The sequence below is a fragment of the Nonomuraea sp. NPDC049637 genome, from assembly GCF_040675235.1.
In the GTDB taxonomy this organism is placed as follows: domain Bacteria; phylum Actinomycetota; class Actinomycetes; order Streptosporangiales; family Streptosporangiaceae; genus Nonomuraea.
Genome location: NZ_JBFAOM010000067.1, coordinates 1 through 17,459, shown reverse-complemented (window position 1 = coordinate 17,459; position 17,459 = coordinate 1). Strand labels below are relative to the sequence as shown.

At 72.7% G+C, this 17,459-nt stretch carries 15 protein-coding genes and 2 pseudogenes; 8 read left to right on the top strand and 9 right to left on the bottom strand.

Translation table 11 applies throughout. From position 1 onward, the window contains the following. Window positions 1-4 precede the first annotated feature (4 nt). Genes AB0J71_RS46060 through AB0J71_RS46050 form a run of 3 tightly spaced genes read right to left on the bottom strand, consistent with a single transcriptional unit; the run spans window position 5 to window position 2,681 of the window. A complete protein-coding gene (locus AB0J71_RS46060) occupies window positions 5-481 on the bottom strand; it encodes a hypothetical protein (RefSeq protein WP_352329735.1) in 477 nt (158 codons plus the stop codon). Then, entirely contained in the window at window positions 478-1,998 is a 1,521-nt protein-coding gene (locus AB0J71_RS46055; protein ID WP_364420532.1) for a HAMP domain-containing sensor histidine kinase, read from the bottom strand. Before AB0J71_RS46055 ends, AB0J71_RS46060 begins: the two co-directional genes overlap by 4 nt. An 8-nt stretch (window positions 1,999-2,006) precedes the next feature. Further along, on the bottom strand, window positions 2,007-2,681 hold the full coding sequence (locus tag AB0J71_RS46050) for a response regulator transcription factor (protein WP_364420530.1): 675 nt from the start codon (window positions 2,679-2,681) through the stop codon (window positions 2,007-2,009). A 192-nt stretch (window positions 2,682-2,873) separates the two neighbouring features. Here AB0J71_RS46050 and vanY-N point away from each other — a divergent pair, with 192 nt between their 5' ends. Beyond that, window positions 2,874-3,446: a D,D-peptidase/D,D-carboxypeptidase VanY-N gene (vanY-N, locus tag AB0J71_RS46045; RefSeq protein WP_364420528.1), complete on the top strand. Its 573-nt coding sequence runs from the start codon at window positions 2,874-2,876 to the stop codon at window positions 3,444-3,446. Between the two features lies 1 nt (window position 3,447). Here vanY-N and AB0J71_RS46040 read toward each other — a convergent pair whose 3' ends face one another. Further along, window positions 3,448-4,089 (bottom strand): alpha/beta fold hydrolase, encoded by a 642-nt coding sequence (locus tag AB0J71_RS46040; RefSeq protein WP_364420526.1) that lies wholly within the window; start codon window positions 4,087-4,089, stop codon window positions 3,448-3,450. 135 nt (window positions 4,090-4,224) lie between these two features. Here AB0J71_RS46040 and AB0J71_RS46035 point away from each other — a divergent pair, with 135 nt between their 5' ends. Both AB0J71_RS46035 and AB0J71_RS46030 read left to right on the top strand, forming a co-directional pair. Beyond that, window positions 4,225-7,491: a BTAD domain-containing putative transcriptional regulator gene (locus tag AB0J71_RS46035; protein WP_364420524.1), complete on the top strand. Its 3,267-nt coding sequence runs from the start codon at window positions 4,225-4,227 to the stop codon at window positions 7,489-7,491. 154 nt (window positions 7,492-7,645) lie between these two features. Next, window positions 7,646-8,617: a winged helix-turn-helix domain-containing protein gene (locus tag AB0J71_RS46030; protein WP_364420522.1), complete on the top strand. Its 972-nt coding sequence runs from the start codon at window positions 7,646-7,648 to the stop codon at window positions 8,615-8,617. 297 nt (window positions 8,618-8,914) lie between these two features. Here AB0J71_RS46030 and AB0J71_RS46025 read toward each other — a convergent pair whose 3' ends face one another. After that, a complete protein-coding gene (locus AB0J71_RS46025; protein ID WP_364420520.1) occupies window positions 8,915-9,340 on the bottom strand; it encodes a spore-associated protein A in 426 nt (141 codons plus the stop codon). 146 nt (window positions 9,341-9,486) lie between these two features. Between AB0J71_RS46025 and AB0J71_RS46020 the strand changes: the two genes are divergently transcribed. Together AB0J71_RS46020 and AB0J71_RS46015 are read left to right on the top strand one after the other, a co-directional pair. Continuing rightward, entirely contained in the window at window positions 9,487-11,004 is a 1,518-nt protein-coding gene (locus AB0J71_RS46020; RefSeq protein WP_364420518.1) for an FAD-dependent monooxygenase, read from the top strand. Continuing rightward, the gene (locus AB0J71_RS46015; protein ID WP_364420516.1) at window positions 10,974-11,573 is read left to right on the top strand and encodes a TetR/AcrR family transcriptional regulator; all 600 of its coding nucleotides are present in this window, start codon (window positions 10,974-10,976) and stop codon (window positions 11,571-11,573) included. The genes AB0J71_RS46020 and AB0J71_RS46015 overlap by 31 nt, the downstream gene beginning before the upstream one ends. A 64-nt stretch (window positions 11,574-11,637) precedes the next feature. Here AB0J71_RS46015 and AB0J71_RS46010 read toward each other — a convergent pair whose 3' ends face one another. Continuing rightward, complete coding sequence (locus AB0J71_RS46010) at window positions 11,638-12,300, bottom strand: response regulator transcription factor (RefSeq protein WP_364420514.1); 663 nt, start codon at window positions 12,298-12,300, stop codon at window positions 11,638-11,640. Beyond that, a complete protein-coding gene (locus AB0J71_RS46005) occupies window positions 12,297-13,466 on the bottom strand; it encodes a histidine kinase (RefSeq protein ID WP_364420512.1) in 1,170 nt (389 codons plus the stop codon). Before AB0J71_RS46005 ends, AB0J71_RS46010 begins: the two co-directional genes overlap by 4 nt. Window positions 13,467-13,660: 194 nt before the next feature. On the opposite strand from AB0J71_RS46005, the pseudogene AB0J71_RS46000 reads away from it, so the two are divergent. Continuing rightward, a pseudogene (locus tag AB0J71_RS46000) lies at window positions 13,661-13,993 on the top strand (protein kinase); the annotation flags it as partial. Between the two features lie 172 nt (window positions 13,994-14,165). Here AB0J71_RS46000 and AB0J71_RS45995 read toward each other — a convergent pair. Together AB0J71_RS45995 and AB0J71_RS45990 are read right to left on the bottom strand one after the other, a co-directional pair. After that, window positions 14,166-15,197, bottom strand: a complete 1,032-nt coding sequence (locus AB0J71_RS45995) for a hypothetical protein (RefSeq protein ID WP_364420510.1) — start codon at window positions 15,195-15,197, stop codon at window positions 14,166-14,168. Beyond that, window positions 15,194-15,673 (bottom strand): SigE family RNA polymerase sigma factor, encoded by a 480-nt coding sequence (locus AB0J71_RS45990; RefSeq protein ID WP_352323297.1) that lies wholly within the window; start codon window positions 15,671-15,673, stop codon window positions 15,194-15,196. The genes AB0J71_RS45995 and AB0J71_RS45990 overlap by 4 nt, the downstream gene beginning before the upstream one ends. Window positions 15,674-15,756: 83 nt before the next feature. Between AB0J71_RS45990 and AB0J71_RS45985 the strand changes: the two genes are divergently transcribed. Further along, a complete protein-coding gene (locus AB0J71_RS45985; protein WP_364420508.1) occupies window positions 15,757-16,641 on the top strand; it encodes a hypothetical protein in 885 nt (294 codons plus the stop codon). A 507-nt stretch (window positions 16,642-17,148) separates the two neighbouring features. After that, window positions 17,149-17,459 (top strand): annotated as a pseudogene (locus AB0J71_RS45980) (hypothetical protein); the annotation flags it as partial.

Below are 17,459 nucleotides of genomic sequence, written 5' to 3'. Positions count from 1 at the left end.
GCGGTCAGGCCGGGCAGTCGCGGGGGTCCACGCCCGTCCGCGCCCCGGCGACGGCGATGCGGGCAGGGCTGTCCGGCAACGCGGCGGCCGTGCACACGATCTGCTGCACGGCCAGGGAGGACAGGTCACCGCCCGGAGCCGACGGGGTCAGCACCATGCGGCCGCGCGCCTTGACGGTCACCACGAACGGCTCGGCTTCCGGCGGCACCTCGGTGCTGAGCCCGAACGCCCGCTCCTCCGCCGTGGGCCCGGCCGCCAGCAGCGCGAGCCGCTCGGTCCGGAACAGCGGACGGGCGCTCGGCCGGGTCACGGCGCTGAGCCGCCCGTCCTTCACCAGGTAGAGCACGATCGTCGTGGTCAGCGCGACGGACCCCCTCGGCGGCTCGCCGGCGGAGATGGCGTCGCTGGGACGCACGCCGCAGCCCGCGACCAGCGCCACCAGACAGGCGGCGAGCGCGCGGCGGGGGAGTGCGGCCCTCACCCGGCTGCCCCGTCCTGCTCGGGGGCCCTGCGTGGCAGGCGCAGCGTGAAGAGCGCGCCGCCGTCCGGGGCGTTGACGACGGTGAGGTCGCCCCGGTGCAGGCGCGCGTTCTCCAGCGCGATGGCCAGGCCCAGGCCGCTGCCCTCGGATCTGGCCCGGGCCGCGCTGGCCTTGTAGAACCGGTCGAACGCGTGCGGCAGCACCGCCTCGTCCAGGCCCGGCCCGTGGTCGCGGACCTCGACGGTGATCCAGTGCGGGTCGGCGGACAACCGCACCGACACCGGCGGCTCGCCGTGCCGCAGGGCGTTGCCGACCAGGTTGGCGAGGATGACGTCCACGCGGCGCGGGTCCAGCCTCGCCGTCAGCGAGGGGGGCAGCTCGGTGCGCACCGCGTCCGTCCAGCCCCGGACGCGCAGGGTCGCGGGCACCAGCTCGGCCACGTCCACCTCGTTCAGCGACAGCGCCGCGACGCCGGAGTCGAACCTGCTGATCTCGATGAGGTCGTTCACCAGCGCGGTGAGGTTGAGCGTCTCCTGGCTGACCAGCTTGGCCGCCCGGCCGGCGGGCTCGGGCAGCTCGGCCGCCTCGTCGTCGAGGACCTCGGCGACGGCGGCGAGCGCGGCCAGGGGGGTGCGCAGCTCGTGCGAGACGTCGGCCACGAACCGGCGGGCGTCGGCCTCCATCTCACGCAGCTGCATGACGTGCCGTTCCAGCTCCGCGGCGGTGTCGTTGAAGGTCCGCGCCACGTCGGCCAGCTCGTCGGAGCCGCGCACCTCGACCCTGGTCCGCAGCTCGCCCTGGCCCAGCAGGCGGGCCGCCCGGCCGAGCTCGCGCACCGGGCGCAGCACGCTGCGGGTCGCCAGCAACGCCACGATGACCGCGAACGCCATGGCCGCCCCGCCGCTCAGCCAGGCGCGGGTGGCGAGCCAGTCGATGCTGTCCTGTTCGGGTAGCAGGCTGCGGGTGGTGTAGACCTCGATGCCGGACACCCGCCACCGGTCACCCTCGGCGATCAGCAACGGCGCGCCGATGATCAGGAAGGGCCTGCCCCGCCGCACGACCCGTTGCCAGGCCATCTCGCCTTCGGCCACCTTCCGCCGCAGGCTCACGGAAAGGGTCTGCGGCCTGAGGTCCTCGGGCTCCAGGGACGGCTCGTTCCCCTCGCCCCTCCCGCCGCCCGGCGGCTGGTTGCCCATCAGGCCCGGCGGCGGCCCGGACGGCGGGCCCGCCTGGGCGTACAGCTCGCGGTAGACGGCGATCGCGTAGTTGTTCCGTTCGGCCATGGTGGCGGCGATCCTGCCGAGCTCCGTCCGGTCCGGAGCCGGGGTGCGCAACGGGAAGAGCGCCTCCATGCGTGCTCTCGTCGCCTGCAGCGCGGCATCCTGGGCCCGCTGCAGGATGTCGGTGCGGGCCTGGACGTAGAGCGCGCCGGTCACCGCCGCCGTGGTGACCACGCACAGCAGCGCGAACGCGAACAACAGCCGGGCGCGCAGCCCCAGGTTCGGCCCGGACGTCACCGCCGGGCTCACACCGGCCCGAACCGGTAACCGAACCCCCGCACCGTCTGCACGTAGACGGGGGAGGCCGAGTCGTCCTCGATCTTGGCGCGCAGCCGCTGCACGCAGGCGTCCACCAGCCGCGAGTCGCCGAAGTACCCGTGCTCCCACACCGAGTCCAGCAGTTGCTGGCGGCTGTGCACCCGGCCCGGCGTGCCGGAGAGCTCCAGCAGCAGGCGCAGCTCGGCCGGGGTGAGCCCGATCGGGGCACCGCGCTTGGTGACCACCAGCCCGGCCCGATCGATGGTCAGCTCACCGTGCCGCTCCAGTTCCGCCTGGTCGCGGCCGATCCGCCGGAGCACGGCGCGGATGCGCGCTTCGAGCACCCTGGGCTGCACCGGTTTGACCACGTAGTCGTCGGCGCCCGCCTCCAGCCCCGCCACCACGTCGATGTCGTCGCCGCGGGCGGTCAGCATGATGATCGGCACCTCGCCGATGGCCCGGATGCGGCGGCAGACCTCGAACCCGTTCATGCCGGGCAACATCAGATCGAGCACGACGACGTCGGGACGGTCGGCGCGCAGCCGCTCCAGCCCCTCCTCGCCGGACTCCGCGGCGCCCACCCGATGCCCGTGGCGGGTCAGGGCCAGTTCAAGGCCCTCCCGCACGGCCGGGTCATCCTCGATCAACAACACTCGCGACACGCCGCCGAGTACCACAGCACGCTCCGTAAGCTCGCTCGCCGGTCAACTCCGTCCACTGTGGGCCGGTCATGTCCCCGTCTGGTCAGCGCCCTGTCATCGTTGTGTCACGGTGGTGCCGGGCGTGGTGGCCGTCGACAAACGGTGACATTCGGCAGACGACCCACTCACATTCGGCGCCAATCGTAGTTCGTCATGAACGAACCACGCACCATCCCAGCTCGGCCCCGAGATCGGCTGTTCGCCGTGGTGACGCTGGTGCTCGCGGTGCTCCTGCTGCCGGCGGCGCTCGTCCGCCGCCCCGGCCGGGCCCGCGAGCTGGCCTGCCAGTGGGCGTTACGGATGCGGTTCCCCGCCGAGGACCTCACCGGGCTCACCGACGGCGCCCTGGCGGCGTTCACCGCGGCACGCACCGAGGCGCTCTGGCGTCACGGCCAGCTCCTCGGCCTGACTTCCGGATACCGGGATCCACTCGTGCAGCTCCGGATGTTCGACGAGGAGGTGCGCCGCACCGGCTCCCCGGCCCTGGCGCGCATGCTGGTCCTGCCGCCGACGGAGTCCAACCACGTCAGGGGCATCGCCCTGGACGTGCGTCCGCACGAGGGCGCGCGCTGGCTGGAGGAGCACGGCGCCCGCTACGACCTCTACCGCATGTTCGACAACGAGTGGTGGCACTTCGAGCACCACCCGGAGTACGGCGGCACACCCCCGCGCCGACGGCCCCACCCCGGGGTGGGTCACGCAGCGGAGAACTGGCACCAGATGTGATCTACAATGTAAAGGCGCTGGGTTGGTTCACGAACAAAAACCCTTCAAAGGCACGGGCTTCGCCCGTACTCATCGACGAAAACGCCGCGTGATTCGCCCGGAAGACGGCCGCGACCCGCTTGTTCGTGCTCTGCGCATCAGGCGCTACGGGTGGTCGGCGGCCTCGTTGCGTTCGGGCACGCTTCGTTCGGCGATGTAGGCGGTGTTCTGGCGCAGCACCGTCCGCATCGCGCGGTAGGTGATGCCCTGGACGTCGGCGACGACGTCGTCCGGGAGGTTCACCGGGCGGACGGCCGTGGCGCTGATTCCCTTGCGGATCATCGCCGCCGAACGTCTCGGCCAGATGAGCGGGCCCAATGGCGGGGCCAGCAGCGCCCGAAGAATGAACGGCTGCCGGAGGAGCGCGTCCGGGCTCGGGCCGCTGCTGATCAATGACGTCGTACGACGGCGGGGGCGGGGACTGGCCGCAGCCTGGCAGGTCGACCCGGATGACGTGATGGTGGCGGGCGAGCGCCGGGACCACTGGGGCCCAGAAGCCGCCGGAGGCCCCTGATCCGTGGATGAGCAGCAATGGCGGCGCCTGTCGTGGGCCGTCGTGGACCACGTGTATGCGTTGCGGGTGCTCTGTGTCGTTTTCGCTCATGGGGAGACTGTGCGCGGGCGGCCGGCCGGCGGTCTTGGACGAATGTTCCCGTGGTTGGCGCCTGTGGTTCGGTCTGTTCGTGGGGGTGGAAGGGTTTGGGGGTCATTTGGGACGTCCGCATACGATGTCCAGATCATGGTCTTTATCCGAGTTCTGGGCGCTCTCGCGGCCGAGGTCGACGGCGAGGCGGTGCCGCTGGGCGGGCCGCGGCAGCGGGGTGTGCTGGCGTTGCTGGTGGCGGCGCGGGGGCGGGTCGTGCCGGTCGACCGGATGATCGAGGATCTGTGGCGTGGGGAGCCGCCTGCTCGGGCGTTGTTGTCGTTGCAGGCGTACGTGTCCAATTTGCGGCGGTTGCTGGAGCCGGGGCGTCCGCCGCGCACGCCGGCTCGGTTGCTGGTGAGCGCGGCGCCGGGGTATGCGTTGCGGTTGCCGTCGGGGGCGGTGGACGCGTGGCGGTTCGAGGAGTTGCTGGGCCGGGCGCGTGCGGACGTCGATGGGCGTGTCGCGCGGGCTCTGCTCGGTGAGGCGCTGGGGTTGTGGCAGGGGCCGGCGTTCGCCGAGGTCGCGGACGAGCCGTGGGCCGCGGCCGAGACGGCGCGGTTGGACGAGCTGCGTTCGGTGGCTGCCGAGCTGCATGTGGCGGCGGGGCTGCGTGTCGGTGATCCCGCTGTGGTGGTTGCCGAGGCCGAGCGGCTCACCCGCGAGGAGCCTCTTCGTGAGGAGGGGTGGCGGTTGCACGCCTTGGCGTTGTGGAGCAGTGGCCGTCAGGCGGATGCGCTGGCGACGCTGCGTCGTGCGCGTGGTGTTCTCGCCGAGGAGCTGGGGCTTGATCCCGGTCCTGACCTGGTGGAGCTGGAGGAGGCGATTCTCACTCGGCGGATGGATGTCCTGCGCGCGGCTGTGCCTGTGCCGGCCGTCCCGCCTGTATCGCCTGTGGCGGCCGTCCCGTTGCCGCGGGTGGCTGCTGCCGGGGGGACGGATCCGGTCGTCGGGGCGTCGGGTGTCGGGGCGTCGTTCGTCGGACGTGAGGCGCAGCTGTCGGCGCTGCTCGCGGCCGCCGCCGAGGCCGCGGCCGACGGCGCCCGTGTCGCTCTTGTCACCGGCGAGGCGGGGCTCGGCAAGTCGACGTTGCTGGATCATTTCGGCAGGCGGCTCGAGCGTGAGGGGTGGCTGGTGGCCGTCGGCCGTTGCTCCGAGGTCGACGGTGCGCCGCCGGCGTGGGCCTGGACGGAGGTGCTGGGGGCCGTGGCCGCGTCGGCGTCTCCGGGTGAGTTCGCGCGCGATCTGGCGCCGTTGCTGGCCGATGCCGGGCCGGGGGACGCCGACGCCACTGCTGGGCGGTTCCGGCTGCGGCGGGCCGTGTGGGAGTGGCTTGCGGTGGTCGCGGCGGAGCGTCCGGTCGCCGTCGTTTTGGATGATCTGCATTGGGCGGATGCCGCCACGCTGGAGCTGCTCGGCGGTTGTCTGGGGCTGCGGGCGCCGATTCTGGTGGTGGGGGCGTACCGTGCGGACGAGGGCGGGCGTCTCGGTGAGACGCTGGCTTCCCTCGCGCGGGCGGCGCCCCTTCGGGTGGCGTTGCCGGGGTTGGACGGGGAGGCCGTGGCGCGGCTGGTGCGGGCTGAGTGCGAGGCCGATGACGAGACCGTCGCGGGGATCGCGGAGCGTACCGGTGGGAACCCGTTCTATGTGCGGGAGAGTGCTCGGCTGCTGAGCGGTGAGGGTGCGCTGGTGGCGTTGTCGGAGGTTCCCGAGGGGGTGCGGGACGTGCTGCGCCGCCGGCTCGCGCGGTTGCCGGAGGGTGGGGTGTCGGTCCTGCGGCTGGCTGCGGTGGCGGGTCGGGAGAGTTCGGTGGACGTCCTGGTCAAGGCTGCTGACACGGACGAGGACGGGGTGTTGGACGCGTTGGAGGCGGGTGTCATCGCCGGGCTTCTCGACGAGCCTGGTCCGGGCGTCGTCCGTTTTGTGCATGCTCTGGTGAGGGACGCGCTGATCGCGGACCTGAGCAGGTTGCGTGCCACCCGGATGCATGGCCGGATCGCCGCCGCTCTTGAGGGGGGCGATGACGTGGCGGCGTTGGCCCATCATTTTGCGCGCGCGGGTTCGCCGAAGGCGGTCGGGTACTGTGTGTGGGCCGCTGAGCTGGCGGAGGCCCGTTTTGCCCATGATGTGGCGGCTGATCTTCTTGCTGACGCGGTCGCTCTTTCGGCCGGGCCGGAGGAGCGGGTGGAGCTGCTGGGCAGGTTGCTGCGTGCGCAGATCCGGGCGGGGGCCGTGGCTGCGGCCCGTGAGACGCGGCGGGCCGCCGTGGAGTTCGCGGAGTCGTTGGGGCGTGCGGATCTGATGATCGCGGCGTTCGCGGCGTGGACGGAGCCGACTCCTTGGCAGGCTCGTACGTACGGCACGGTGGATCGTCCTGTCGTGGAGCGTCTGAGTGGTCTGTTGGAGCGTGAGCTGGCTCCTGCGGTGCGGTCGCGGCTGCTGTCGGCGTACGCGCAGGAGCTGGTCGGTGAGGATGATCCGAGCGTTGTGGAGGCGGCTCGGGAGGCGCTCGATCTGGCCACGGAGCCGCGGTTGCGGGCGGCGGCGCTGGAGATTCTGGCCGAGGTCCTGGGTGATGCCGGGTTGTGCCGGGAGTTGGTGGAGATCGGGGTTGAGCATGATCTGCCGGTCTATCGTGTCTCCGGGTTGCTCAATCATGCGGGTGTCGCCGCTGCGGCCAATGATCCTGTGACGATGCGCCGGGTGATCGGGGAGGCTCTGGAGCTTGCGCGTGCGTATCGGATGCGTGAGGCGATCGCCGTCGCGGAGATCACGTTGGCGGGGCTGGCGCTCATCGAGGGCCGGTTCGCCGATGCCGAGGCTCTGTATGTGGAGGCCGGTGAGGGCATGCGGCGTATCGGGTCGGTGCATGCGACGGGTTTTCTCGAGCTGGCTCTGGCGACGATCTGGGTGAACGAGGGCACGCTGGGTGGGCATCTGGAGGAGGTGCGTGCTGTGCACGCCGTGCTGGGTTCCATGGTGTCGGATCTGCTGGCGCTCGCGCTTCATGCCAATGGGCTGGATGCCGAAGCGCGGGAGGTCCGCACGCCACCTGGCCCGATTCGTCGGGATTTCTTCTTCACGTTCCTCGCCACGTTGCGCGCGATGGCTGTCATGGCCTTGGACGACCGGGACGCCGCCGAGGAGATCTACGAGGTGCTGCTTCCGTACCGCGACGGCCCTCCGGCGGGTGCGGAGAGCTTGTCGATGGCGTTGCGCCCGGTGGCTCACACCTTGGGTGAGCTGGCTGTCTTCCTGGGGCGTGCCGAGGCCGCGGCCCACTTCGCCCTGGCCGCCACCGTCGCCGACCGGTGGGACGCCCCTCACTGGGCCGCCGAGGCCCGGTCGCGTGCGACCGCCTAGCGCGCGCGATCTCGGCGTAGTCGAATCCGAACGAGGAAGCCGAGGGTCGGGCCGAGGCGCATGGGGTCCGGCGCGGTTGTGGGCTTGTCTCCGGTGCGGCCCGTCAGGCGGTCTCCTTGGCCGGAGGGAGTCGGCTCGGTGAGAATCGATTGTCATGATCCGTGTGCATTTCTCCGACGCCGACCTGCGCAAGATCACCTTCGCCCCGGGTCCCAACGCCCTGTGGGAGACGGTGCTGAGTGTGCGCCTCCTGCTGGGCGCGCCGGCGAGCAGGAGCTGGACGCGCCCCGGAGTGCGCCGGTTGTTCCGGCAGGTGGGCGGGAGTCTGGCCGAGCGGGCGGGGGTGCTGGCGCCCCTGGTTCCGCCGCGGAGTTCGGTGCCGGCGTTCCTGCTCCAGCCGGACGCCGGTGACTTCGCCGCCGGCGTCGAGCTGGCCAGTCAGACGCCGAGTTCCTACCTGGCGGCCGATCTGGGCGCGTTGTCGCCCGCCCAGCGGGCGGGGCGCTGGGCGCGGGAACTGGCCGGCGGCAGCTGCGGGGCGCGCCAGACCCTCGCCGACGACCTGCGTGGCTTCTTCGGCTCGTCGGTGGAGCCCTTGTGGTCGCAGATCCAGACGGAGGCCGGCGCCGACCGTGCGCTGCGCGCGGAGACCCTGCTGCGCGGCGGGGTGGACGCCCTGCTGGCCACGCTGCATCCCGGGTGCCGTTGGCTGCCGCCGACCCTGCACATCCCGGTCGACGGCGATCACGACGTCGCGCTGTGCGGGCGGGGGCTGTTGCTGATCCCGTCCTACTTCGCGCCCCGCCCGATGGTGATGTACCGGCCGGACGCGGCCACGGTGCTGGTGTATCCGATCTGCGTCACGGGACGGTCCGCCGGCGCGGACGAGGTGCTGGTGCCCTTGCTGGGCCGTACCCGTGCGGCGGTGCTGGCCGCGTTGCGCAGCCCGGCCACCACCACGTTCGTGGCCGGACGCGTCGGTGTCTCCCTCGGCTCGGCCAGCCAGCACACCACGGTCCTGCGCAACGCCGGGCTCATCTCGACCGTCCGGACGGGCAGCTCGGTCCTGCACGCCCTGACGCCGCTCGGGCAAGCCCTCCTGAACGGCTCCCCGGACGCCTGGTGACGGCGATGCCGCGGGGCCGGATCGTCGCGGCCCGGTTCGGCGTGCGCTCAGCGTCCGCGGTCATGCCTTCGTTCGAGCAGTCGGTGCTCAGTGCGTCGTCGACGCGGACATCGGTGACGACGCACTGAGCCGTCAGAGCCCGTGGTGCACGCCAGTGCCCTCGCCCCTGGGGTGCGGGCTCTCCTCGGGTTCCCTGCCGGGGCCGTCGCTGCCGACCGTGCGACGCGGCGTGCTCAGCGGGGGTGGCGGCAGGTCGACGGAGCGCCGTTCACGGCGGGCCCGCCGGTCGGGACGGTCTCAGCCGCAGTGCACGTTGTCGAGCTTGACGCTCGTCCACGACGGTGAGATGCCTTCGACGTCGATGCACTGTCCGGCGGCCGAGACGTACACGGGGCCGGCGTAGTACTGGTAGTTTCCGGCGTCGCTGTCCTTGCCGCTGCCGTCGCCCCTGGAGATCACGACGCCCTTCCAGCTCGTGGTGTTGGCGTAGGGGCCGTCGCCGTAGGTGAGTGCGCAGTTCTTGCCGGAGGCGGAGCTGTAGTAGACCTCCAGGATGCCGGTACGGTACCCGTACTTCTCGATGCCGATGTTGTAGACGCCGACCCGGGTGTAGCCGCTGCCGCAGGGCCCGGCCGCGCCGGCCGGGGCGGCGGTCGCCGTCAGCGTGGTGGCGGCGGTCAGGGTCGCGCCGGCCAGGAGGGTCGCCAGCTTGCGTGCTCGCACGAAGATCCTTTCGATTGCCCAATGTTGTGATCTTGACTACCACCGGCTCACTTCTGCCACACGCACTTCGTGATCAATGTGATAGTTCGCACAAATCGTCCCAACGGGATGCCGGACTTAGTAATCGGTACCGTATCGTTTACTAAGTGACTGACACCGTGCTCATCGCGGGCGCCGGCCCCACCGGGCTGGCCCTGGCCGTCCACCTGGCCTTGCACGACATCCCCGTCCGCGTCGTCGACGCCGCCCCCGCCCCCGCCACCACCTCCCGCGCCCTCGGCTTGCAAGCACGCGGCATCGAGGTCCTGGAACGCATCGGCGCGCTCGGCGACCTGCCTCAGCGCTCCCGGTCCTCGCTCAACATGTCCTACAACGAGGGCTCGCGCACCGTGCTGCGCCTCCACGTCGGCCAAGCCGTCGCCGACCAGCCGAAACAGACGCTGCTGATCTCGCAGGCCGAGGTCGAGGGCACGCTGCGGCGACGTCTGGCCGAACTGGGCGGCCAGGTGGAGTGGGACACACGCCTGGTCGCGGCCCGGCAGGACGACACCGGCGTCACCGCCACCGTCGCGACGGCCGACGGCGGCCGGCGCCCGATCCACGCCCACTGGCTGATCGGCTGCGACGGCGCGCACAGCACCGTACGCAAACTCGCCGGCATCGGCTTCCCGGGCCGCATGCTCCTCGAACGCCTGCTGATGGTCGACGTGCGGGCCCGGTGGCCGCTGGACAGCAACGGCAGCACGACCTGGATGGAGGCCGGTCACATGCTGTCGGTCACCGCGCTGCCCGACGACACCTGGCGGGTGTTCACCGAACCACCCTCGCAGCTGCCGGACCAGCTGTCCGAACGCGAGATCGGCGACCGGGTGCTGAGCGAGTTCTCCCGCCGCAGCGGGATCGGCCTCGACACGGTCACCGACATCCGCTGGGCCTCGGAGTTCCGCATCCACCGCCGGCTGGCCGACGCCTACCGGGGCGGCCGGATCCTGCTGGCCGGCGACGCCGCGCACATCCAGAGCCCCACCGGCGGCCAGGGACAGAACACCGGGCTGGGCGACGCGGAGAACCTGGCCTGGAAGCTGGTGCTGGTCGCCCGCGGTCGCGCCGACCGGCGGCTGCTGGACACCTACGAAGGCGAACGCCGGCCGCTGGCCCGCAAGGTCCTGCGCGCCACCAGCACCGCCGTGGACATCATGCTGCCGAACGCCCCGTGGAAACGCCTGCTGCGCGACAACGTCGTCCTGCCGGTCGTGCGGCTGCCCGCCGTGCAGCGCCGGCTGTGGCTGGCCGCCTCCCAGCTCGGCATCAGCTACCGAGGAGGACCGCTGGCCCCGGCCGAGCACCGGTGGAGGCCCGGGCTGCGTCCCGGCGACCGGATGCCCGACCTGACCTGCCGGCGGCCGGACGGCGTCCGCACCACCCTGCACGCCGCCGTCCGCGGACGCTGGGTCGTGCTCGCCGCCGATCAGCTCGTCGCCGCCCGCCACGCCGAGGCCGCCGCGGCGCGACTGGGCGCCGACCTGGTCGGCGCGCTCACGCCGGTGGAGCCCATCTCGTCCGACGTGACGCTGATCCGCCCCGACGGGCACATCGGTTGGCGTGGCCGTCCGGCACCCGACAGACTGACCACATGGCTGAACCAGGTGCTGTGGCCGGCGTAGAACGCCACGGCCGTCCCCGCGACCCGGAGAACGACGCCGCCATCCTGGAGGCGGCGCTGGATCTGTTGATCGAACGCGGCGCCGCGGGCACCAGCATGGAAGCGGTCGCCCAGCGCGCCGGCGTGGCGAAGCTGACCGTCTACCGGCGCTGGCGGGCCAAGGAGGACCTGTTGATGGCCGCCCTGGAGCACGCCCGCGCTCCCGACATCGACGCCGCCCCGGCCGGGCAGTCGATCGACGAACTGGTCCGCTCCGCCGCCGAGCTGCTCAGCCGGCCCCGCTTCCGGGCGCTGATGGCCCGCGTCATCGGCGCCTCGGTCGACTACCCGAAGCTGGTGGCCGCCTACACCGAGCGTTACCTGCGGCCACGGCTCAACGCCGTGGCGCAGGTCGCGCAGCGGGCCGTCGAGGCCGGTCACCTTCCGGCGGGCACCGACCCCGGCGTCGTCCAGGACATCCTGGCCGGCTCGATCGGGTCCGTCCTGCTCCAGCAGGCCGACGACGTGACCGCCGCACAGATCGAGCACCGGTTGCGGGCGCTGCTGCGCCACATCGGCTACCGGCCCTGACGGCGCCCGGTCGCCGTCCCGTCCCTGCCCGCCGGTACGTTCCGCCGGGGCAGGGAGGGAGTCTTCAGCCGGGCAGATCGTCGCGGCCCACGAGCCCGTTCTCGTAGGCGTGGATCACCGCGTGCACCCGGTCGCGCAGGCCCAGCTTCTGCAGGACGGCCCGCACGTGCGACTTCACCGTGTTCTCGCTCAGCACCAGCTCCGCGCGGATCTCGGCGTTGGACCTGCCGCGGGCCAGCAGGCCGAAGATCTCGACCTCGCGCGGGGTGAGGCCGTCCAGGGCCGCCGTGCGGCGCATCGGCGTCTGCCGCAGGAGGTCGAGGATCGTCGCGGCCACCCCCGGGGCCAGCGCCGCCGTGCCGGACGCGACGTCGCACACCGCCTGGGCCAGGGCGGCGGGCCGCACGTCCTTGGTCAGGTAGCCGCTGGCGCCGGCCCGGACGGCCGCCACGACCAGTTCGTCGTCGTCGAACGTCGTCAGCATGAGCACCCGGGTCGCCGGAGCGATCCGGACGATCTCCGCCGTGGCGGCCACGCCGTCCAGGCGCGGCATGCGGATGTCCATCAGCACCACGTCCAGGCGGTGCCGCCGGACGACCTCGACCGCCTGGCCGCCGTCGGCGACGTCGTGGGCGACCTCGATGCGTTCGTCGGCCGACAGGACCGTGCGCAGCGAGGCCCGCAGCAGCTCCTGATCGTCGACGAGCATGACCTGGATCGCGTTCATGCCCCCTCCTTCGTGGGCAGCCGCGCCCGCAGCACCCATCCGTCGTCCCCGTCGTCGATCGACAGGGTGCCGCCCGCGGTGCGCACCCGTTCCTCGATCCCCATCAGGCCGGTCCCCTGGCCGGCGGCGCGGCGCGGCGCGCCGCCGCCGTCGTCGCGGACCTCCACCACCAGCTCGGCCGGGCTCCAGCGCAGGCTGACGCTCACCGCGACCGGCAGCTGGAGGTGGCGCAGCGCGTTGGTGACGCCCTCCTGCACGGTCCGGACCGCGGCGACCTCGGCGCTGAGGCTCAGCGGCCGTCGCTCACCCGCCTCCGCCAGCGTCACCGCGTGCAGCGGGCTGGCCGCCGAGGCCACCAGGTCGGGCAGCACGTCGAGCGAGATCGGGACGTGGCCGGGCCGGGATCCGGCGCGCGGCGCGGCGGACGGGCCCAAGGTGGCCAGCATCGCGCGCAGCCCCTGGTGGGCGTCCCGGCCGGTCTCGGCGATGCCGGCGAGTTCGCGCCGGGTCGCCGCGTCGGCCGTCGTCACCGCCGCGGCCTCGATCCGCGCGACCATGACGGTGACCGTGTGGGCGATCACGTCGTGCAGGTCGCGGCGGATGCCGGCCCGTTCGCCGGCGACCGCCGCGGCCAGCCGTCCGGCCTCGGCCCGCCGGGCGGCCTGCTGCCTGCGCCGTACCAGCAGGGCCGCGAGCCACACACCGCCGACCACCAGCATCAGCAGCCCGCCCTCGACCAGGCGGGCCCACACCGGGTCGGCGGGCAGCCGGGCCCACCCCACCAGCTCGGTCAGCACGATCCCGAGCGCCGCGACCGCCAACGCCGGCACCGAGGACCTGACCGGGACCAGGCCGGTCAGCCGCCACAAGGCGAAGGGGAAGCACGCCGCCGAGGGCAGCATGCTCAGCGACCATCCCGGGAAGGGCGTCAGCACCAGGACGAGCATGGCCGCCGCGCCGATCGCGTACCCCGCCCACGGCCGCCGGCCGGCCACCGCCGCTCCGGCATGGAGCAGGACGGCGGCGCCCGCCGCCGCCAGGACCTGCCACCAGGCCGCGCCCAGCTGCCGCGAGCCCACCAGGACGATCACCGTCAGAAGGGCCGGGACCGCGTGCGCCGCCACCGTCGTGGCCGGCCGGGCGCGGCGGCGCTGGGGGGCTGTCACGGTCGGTCGTCGCCTTCCGGTGGGCTCGTGGTGGGGGAGCCGTGCCCGGCTCGACCTGCCACAGGATAGCCAGCGGCCGAGGGGGCCGGGTGACGCGCGCCGGCGTCGAAGGACGGATGACGAGTCTGGACATTCGGCAGATACGCGCGAGCACGCATGGATAGGCTGCCACGACTTGATCAGGACGGGTCTGGAAGGCCCACGACGAGTCCCTCGACGTGCCCGTGGCGGTGAAGGAGGTCTGGCTGCCGTCGGCCACCTCCGAGGAGGAGCACGCGCAGCGGCTGCGCCGCGCCGAACGTGAGGCGCGCAGCGCCGCCCGGCTGCGGTCGCATCCGCACATCGTCACCGTCCACGACGTGGTGATCGAGGACCAGGCGCCGTGGATCGTCATGGAACTGGTCGACGGCGGCACCCTCGCCGAGCTGATCGCCCGGGACGGCCCCCTGCCGCCCGGAGCCGTCACGTCGGCCGCCAGGGGGCTGCCGACAGCGGCGGCGCCGGCGACCTGTACTCGCTCGGGGTGACGCTGTACCAGGCGTTGGAGGGCGTGTCCCCGCTCCACCGGGACACCCCGACGGAGAGACCGAGATCTCCGACGCGTGCTTCTTCAACGATCTCGGCCCGTCGCAGTCCTCGGGCTGACCCGGGCGCCGGAAGGAGCTGCCTGCCGGCGCCCGGTCAGTCGCGCGGCGACGTTCAGGAGCGCCTGCGGTAGACGGCCACGGCCCAGCGGACCGGGCGGTTGGCGTCCTGACCCCAGATGCCCGCCCGGACGGTGACGGTGACCCGCCTGCCCTCCGGCACGGCCAGCTCGGTCATCGCCATCGGGTACGGGCCGCTCGTCCACTGGCCGCAGGTGACCGTCGCCTGCTCGCCGCCCTCGACCCGGTACGTGAACCACATCCGCCTGGCCAGGTCACCGGCGCACAGCGCCTCAAGGCCCATCCTGCCGCCCTCGCCCCGGACCGTGACCGTGGCCGTCCCGTCCTGCGGCCAGAGCCGGTCCCGCGTCGCGCCGGCCAGCTCCCAGCCCGCCGGCCGCTTGGGGAAGGCTCTGAGCGGCCCGGGGTCGACCGGCCGCGCGGGAGGCGTCCATTCGTAGACGGCCAGGCTCCAGACCGCCTTGACGGGCTCCGGGGTCACGCACGGCGCCCCCTTCTCCTGCCGCGTGCACCCCCCGCCCCTGGTGGTCGTGTCGAACGTCACCGTGACCTGGCCGGCCCCCGCGGGCACCGGCAACGGGACCAGCTCCATGCCCTTCAGACAGGGGGAGAAGGGCGGGGAGGCGCCGGCGGCGCGGCCCGCCACGGAGATCCGCGGCGCCGTGGCGCCGAACGAGCCGTCGCACAGCGCGGCCACGTCCAGCGGCCTGCCGGTGACCGGGATCGTGACCGACGTCCTCCGCGCGCCGTCCGTCCTGAGCGTCGCCGTCGCCAGCCGCCGGTAGCCGGTGCCGTCGTGGGCGGTGAACCGTTGCGGCAGCTCCCGGGCGGGGGCGGAGGCCGAGGTCGCGGGCTCGTGCCGCGTCACGGCGCCTTCGGGCAGCAGGGAGAGCACGGCCGCGCCCGCCGCCACCGTCGCCGCCACCGTCGCGGCGGCGGAGGTCAGGACCCTGCGCCGCCAGGTACGCCGCACGCGGCGGCGGACGAGCTCGTGGCGGTCCGGGACCGCGGGCGCGGGGCCCTCGGCCCGCTCCCGCAACATCTCACGCAGGTCCTGCACGCTCATCGGTACTCCTTCACGATCGACTCGTCCACGCGCAGCTTGGCCAGCGCCTTGGCGGTCTGGCTCTTAACCGTGCCGTCATGGCAGCCGAGGATCCTGGCCACCTCCTGCACCGACAGGTCCTCGTAGAACCGCAGCACGATCACCGCGCGCTGCTTGGCGGGCAGCCTTCCCACCGCCTCCCACAGCTCCTCGCGCCCGGACCGCTCGGCGTCGGGCACGCCCGGGTCGGGCAGCGTGCCGCTCGGCACCTCGCCGCGCCATCGGCGCCGCCACCACGAGGTGCAGGTCGTCACGAGCGCCCGCCGCACGTACGCCTCGGGCTCCTCGATGCGGGGCCAGGCGAACCACGCCTTGGCCAGGCACTCCTGGAGCAGGTCCTCGGCCGTTCCCCAGTCGCGGGTCAGCAGGTACGCCGTCCGCAGTAACCGGTCGGACCGTGAGGCCACGAAGTCGTCGAAGAGCTTCCTGTCTGGCACACACGTACTGACGCGGTGCCGGCGTGGTCAGGTTGCCTCGCCGCGCCGGCCACACCGATCCCGCCTTCTCCTATGATCATCGGGTGCCCTTACCGAGGATCGCGCCGACGCTGCTCGTGCTCACCCTGACGGCCGGATGCGGCGGGCAGGACGCGACGGCGGCCCGGACGCCCGCCGAGGCGGTGGCCCAGCAGGCGAAGGACGGGGCCGGGGTCAAGGTCACCAAGGTCGTCCGGCTGACCTACGGCCACACGCCCCGGGCGGCGGAAGACCTGCTCGTGTCGGTCGACATCGGCGAGTACGACGAGAGCCGGACCACCGGAATCCTGCGCCTCGGCACGGCCGCCTCCGACCTGACCACGACCTTCCGCCGGACCAACATCCCCGAAGACCTGAAGCACCTCATCCCGGACGACCTGTCCGGCATGACGACCAGGGCGATCTCCGTCGGCGGCTCCGGCACCTACGAGCAGCGAGCCGACCGCAGGGACGTTCCCGCCGGCAAGAGCTGGCTGCACCACGGCAGCCCCGACTGCGGGATGGCGGCGCGCATGGCCGGGGTACTCGGCGCACGGACGGTCCTGTCACCCGAGGTGCTGAACAGGCTCGCGGCGCCTGCGCCCTCCTCCGGCGGGGTCATCGACGGGGTCGCCACCGTCGTCCATGCCGGAAGCGCCGCACAGACCGAGTTCAGCATCCCGGCCCCGGGCGACGACCCCGCCATGGCGGCAGTGCTGCGGGAGCAGTACGGCTCGGCACGGGTCTCGTGGCAGTTGTGGGTCGGGCCGGACGGGCTTCCCCGCCGGGTCCGTCTCGTCGCGCCCAACCCCTTGGCCGAGGAGGGCGTGCCCAGGAACAGCGTGACCGAGATCGACTTCACCGACTGGGGCAACGACGTGTCCGTCGAGCCGCCGCCGAAGGACCAGGTCCACGAGAGCGGAAGCTGTCTGGCCCCCGAACCGTACTGAACACCCGGACCGTACCGAACAGCCGGCCCGTGCCGCATGCATCCTGGGCGTGACGTTTCCGTCCGGTGCCGGTTAGACGGGGATCACGGGTGCGCCGACGCACGTTCCGGTCCCGCCCAACTGTGGTGACGCCGCCGCCCTGATCGGGCGTCGCCGAGCCGGTCGCCGCAGGCTGATTCGCCCTTCAGTGGGTCCGGAATGCCGGACTTTCCCTGCCCGATTGTCCGGCATGACGGCCGATTCTGGCACGTGGATGGGTGTGACCAGCGGTAACAGAAATGTCGGTATGCCTACCGATGAACATACGTATTTTCGCGCAGTCAACCAACGCTTAGCGTCTGGCGGCAACAAGGCGAAACGGTTCGCTTGCTGTATCCGTCACCCTTTATCACCCCCCCCCGACCCCCTTCACCCCCGCGACTCAGGACACCCCTGACGGCGCGGTGGCCGGCGCGCGCCCAAAGCGGCAACGGCCCGAAGGGAGCTCGCCGAAAGGAGCACCACAGCGTGAAACGCAAAGCCTTACTCGCGGCGGTCGCCGGCCTGGCCACGGCCGCGACCATGACGCTGCAAGCCTTCCCCGTCAGCGCCGCCCCACCCGGAGCCACCCCCGCACAGGACCCCGGCACCTCCACGGGAAGGGCGGCAGACCCCGCAGCGGTCGCCGCGGCGGTCGCCGACAAGGCCGTCTCGAGCCAGCTCGACAACCTCAGCAGAGGCCCTGACGAGGCCTACAGCCGCCGCAGTGTCACTCCCGGCGCCGGTGACATGTTCTACGTCGCCTACGACCGCACCTACAAGGGCCTGCCCGTGATCGG

Coding starts and splice junctions, on each gene's coding strand:
- AB0J71_RS46030 (WP_364420522.1), top strand. CDS start 7,646: ATGATCCGTGTGCATTTCTCCGACGCCGACCTGCGCAAGATCACCTTC.
- AB0J71_RS46040 (WP_364420526.1), bottom strand. CDS start 4,089: ATGAGCGAAAACGACACAGAGCACCCGCAACGCATACACGTGGTCCAC.
- AB0J71_RS46015 (WP_364420516.1), top strand. CDS start 10,974: ATGGCTGAACCAGGTGCTGTGGCCGGCGTAGAACGCCACGGCCGTCCC.
- AB0J71_RS46010 (WP_364420514.1), bottom strand. CDS start 12,300: ATGAACGCGATCCAGGTCATGCTCGTCGACGATCAGGAGCTGCTGCGG.
- AB0J71_RS45995 (WP_364420510.1), bottom strand. CDS start 15,197: ATGAGCGTGCAGGACCTGCGTGAGATGTTGCGGGAGCGGGCCGAGGGC.
- AB0J71_RS46035 (WP_364420524.1), top strand. CDS start 4,225: ATGGTCTTTATCCGAGTTCTGGGCGCTCTCGCGGCCGAGGTCGACGGC.
- vanY-N (WP_364420528.1), top strand. CDS start 2,874: ATGAACGAACCACGCACCATCCCAGCTCGGCCCCGAGATCGGCTGTTC.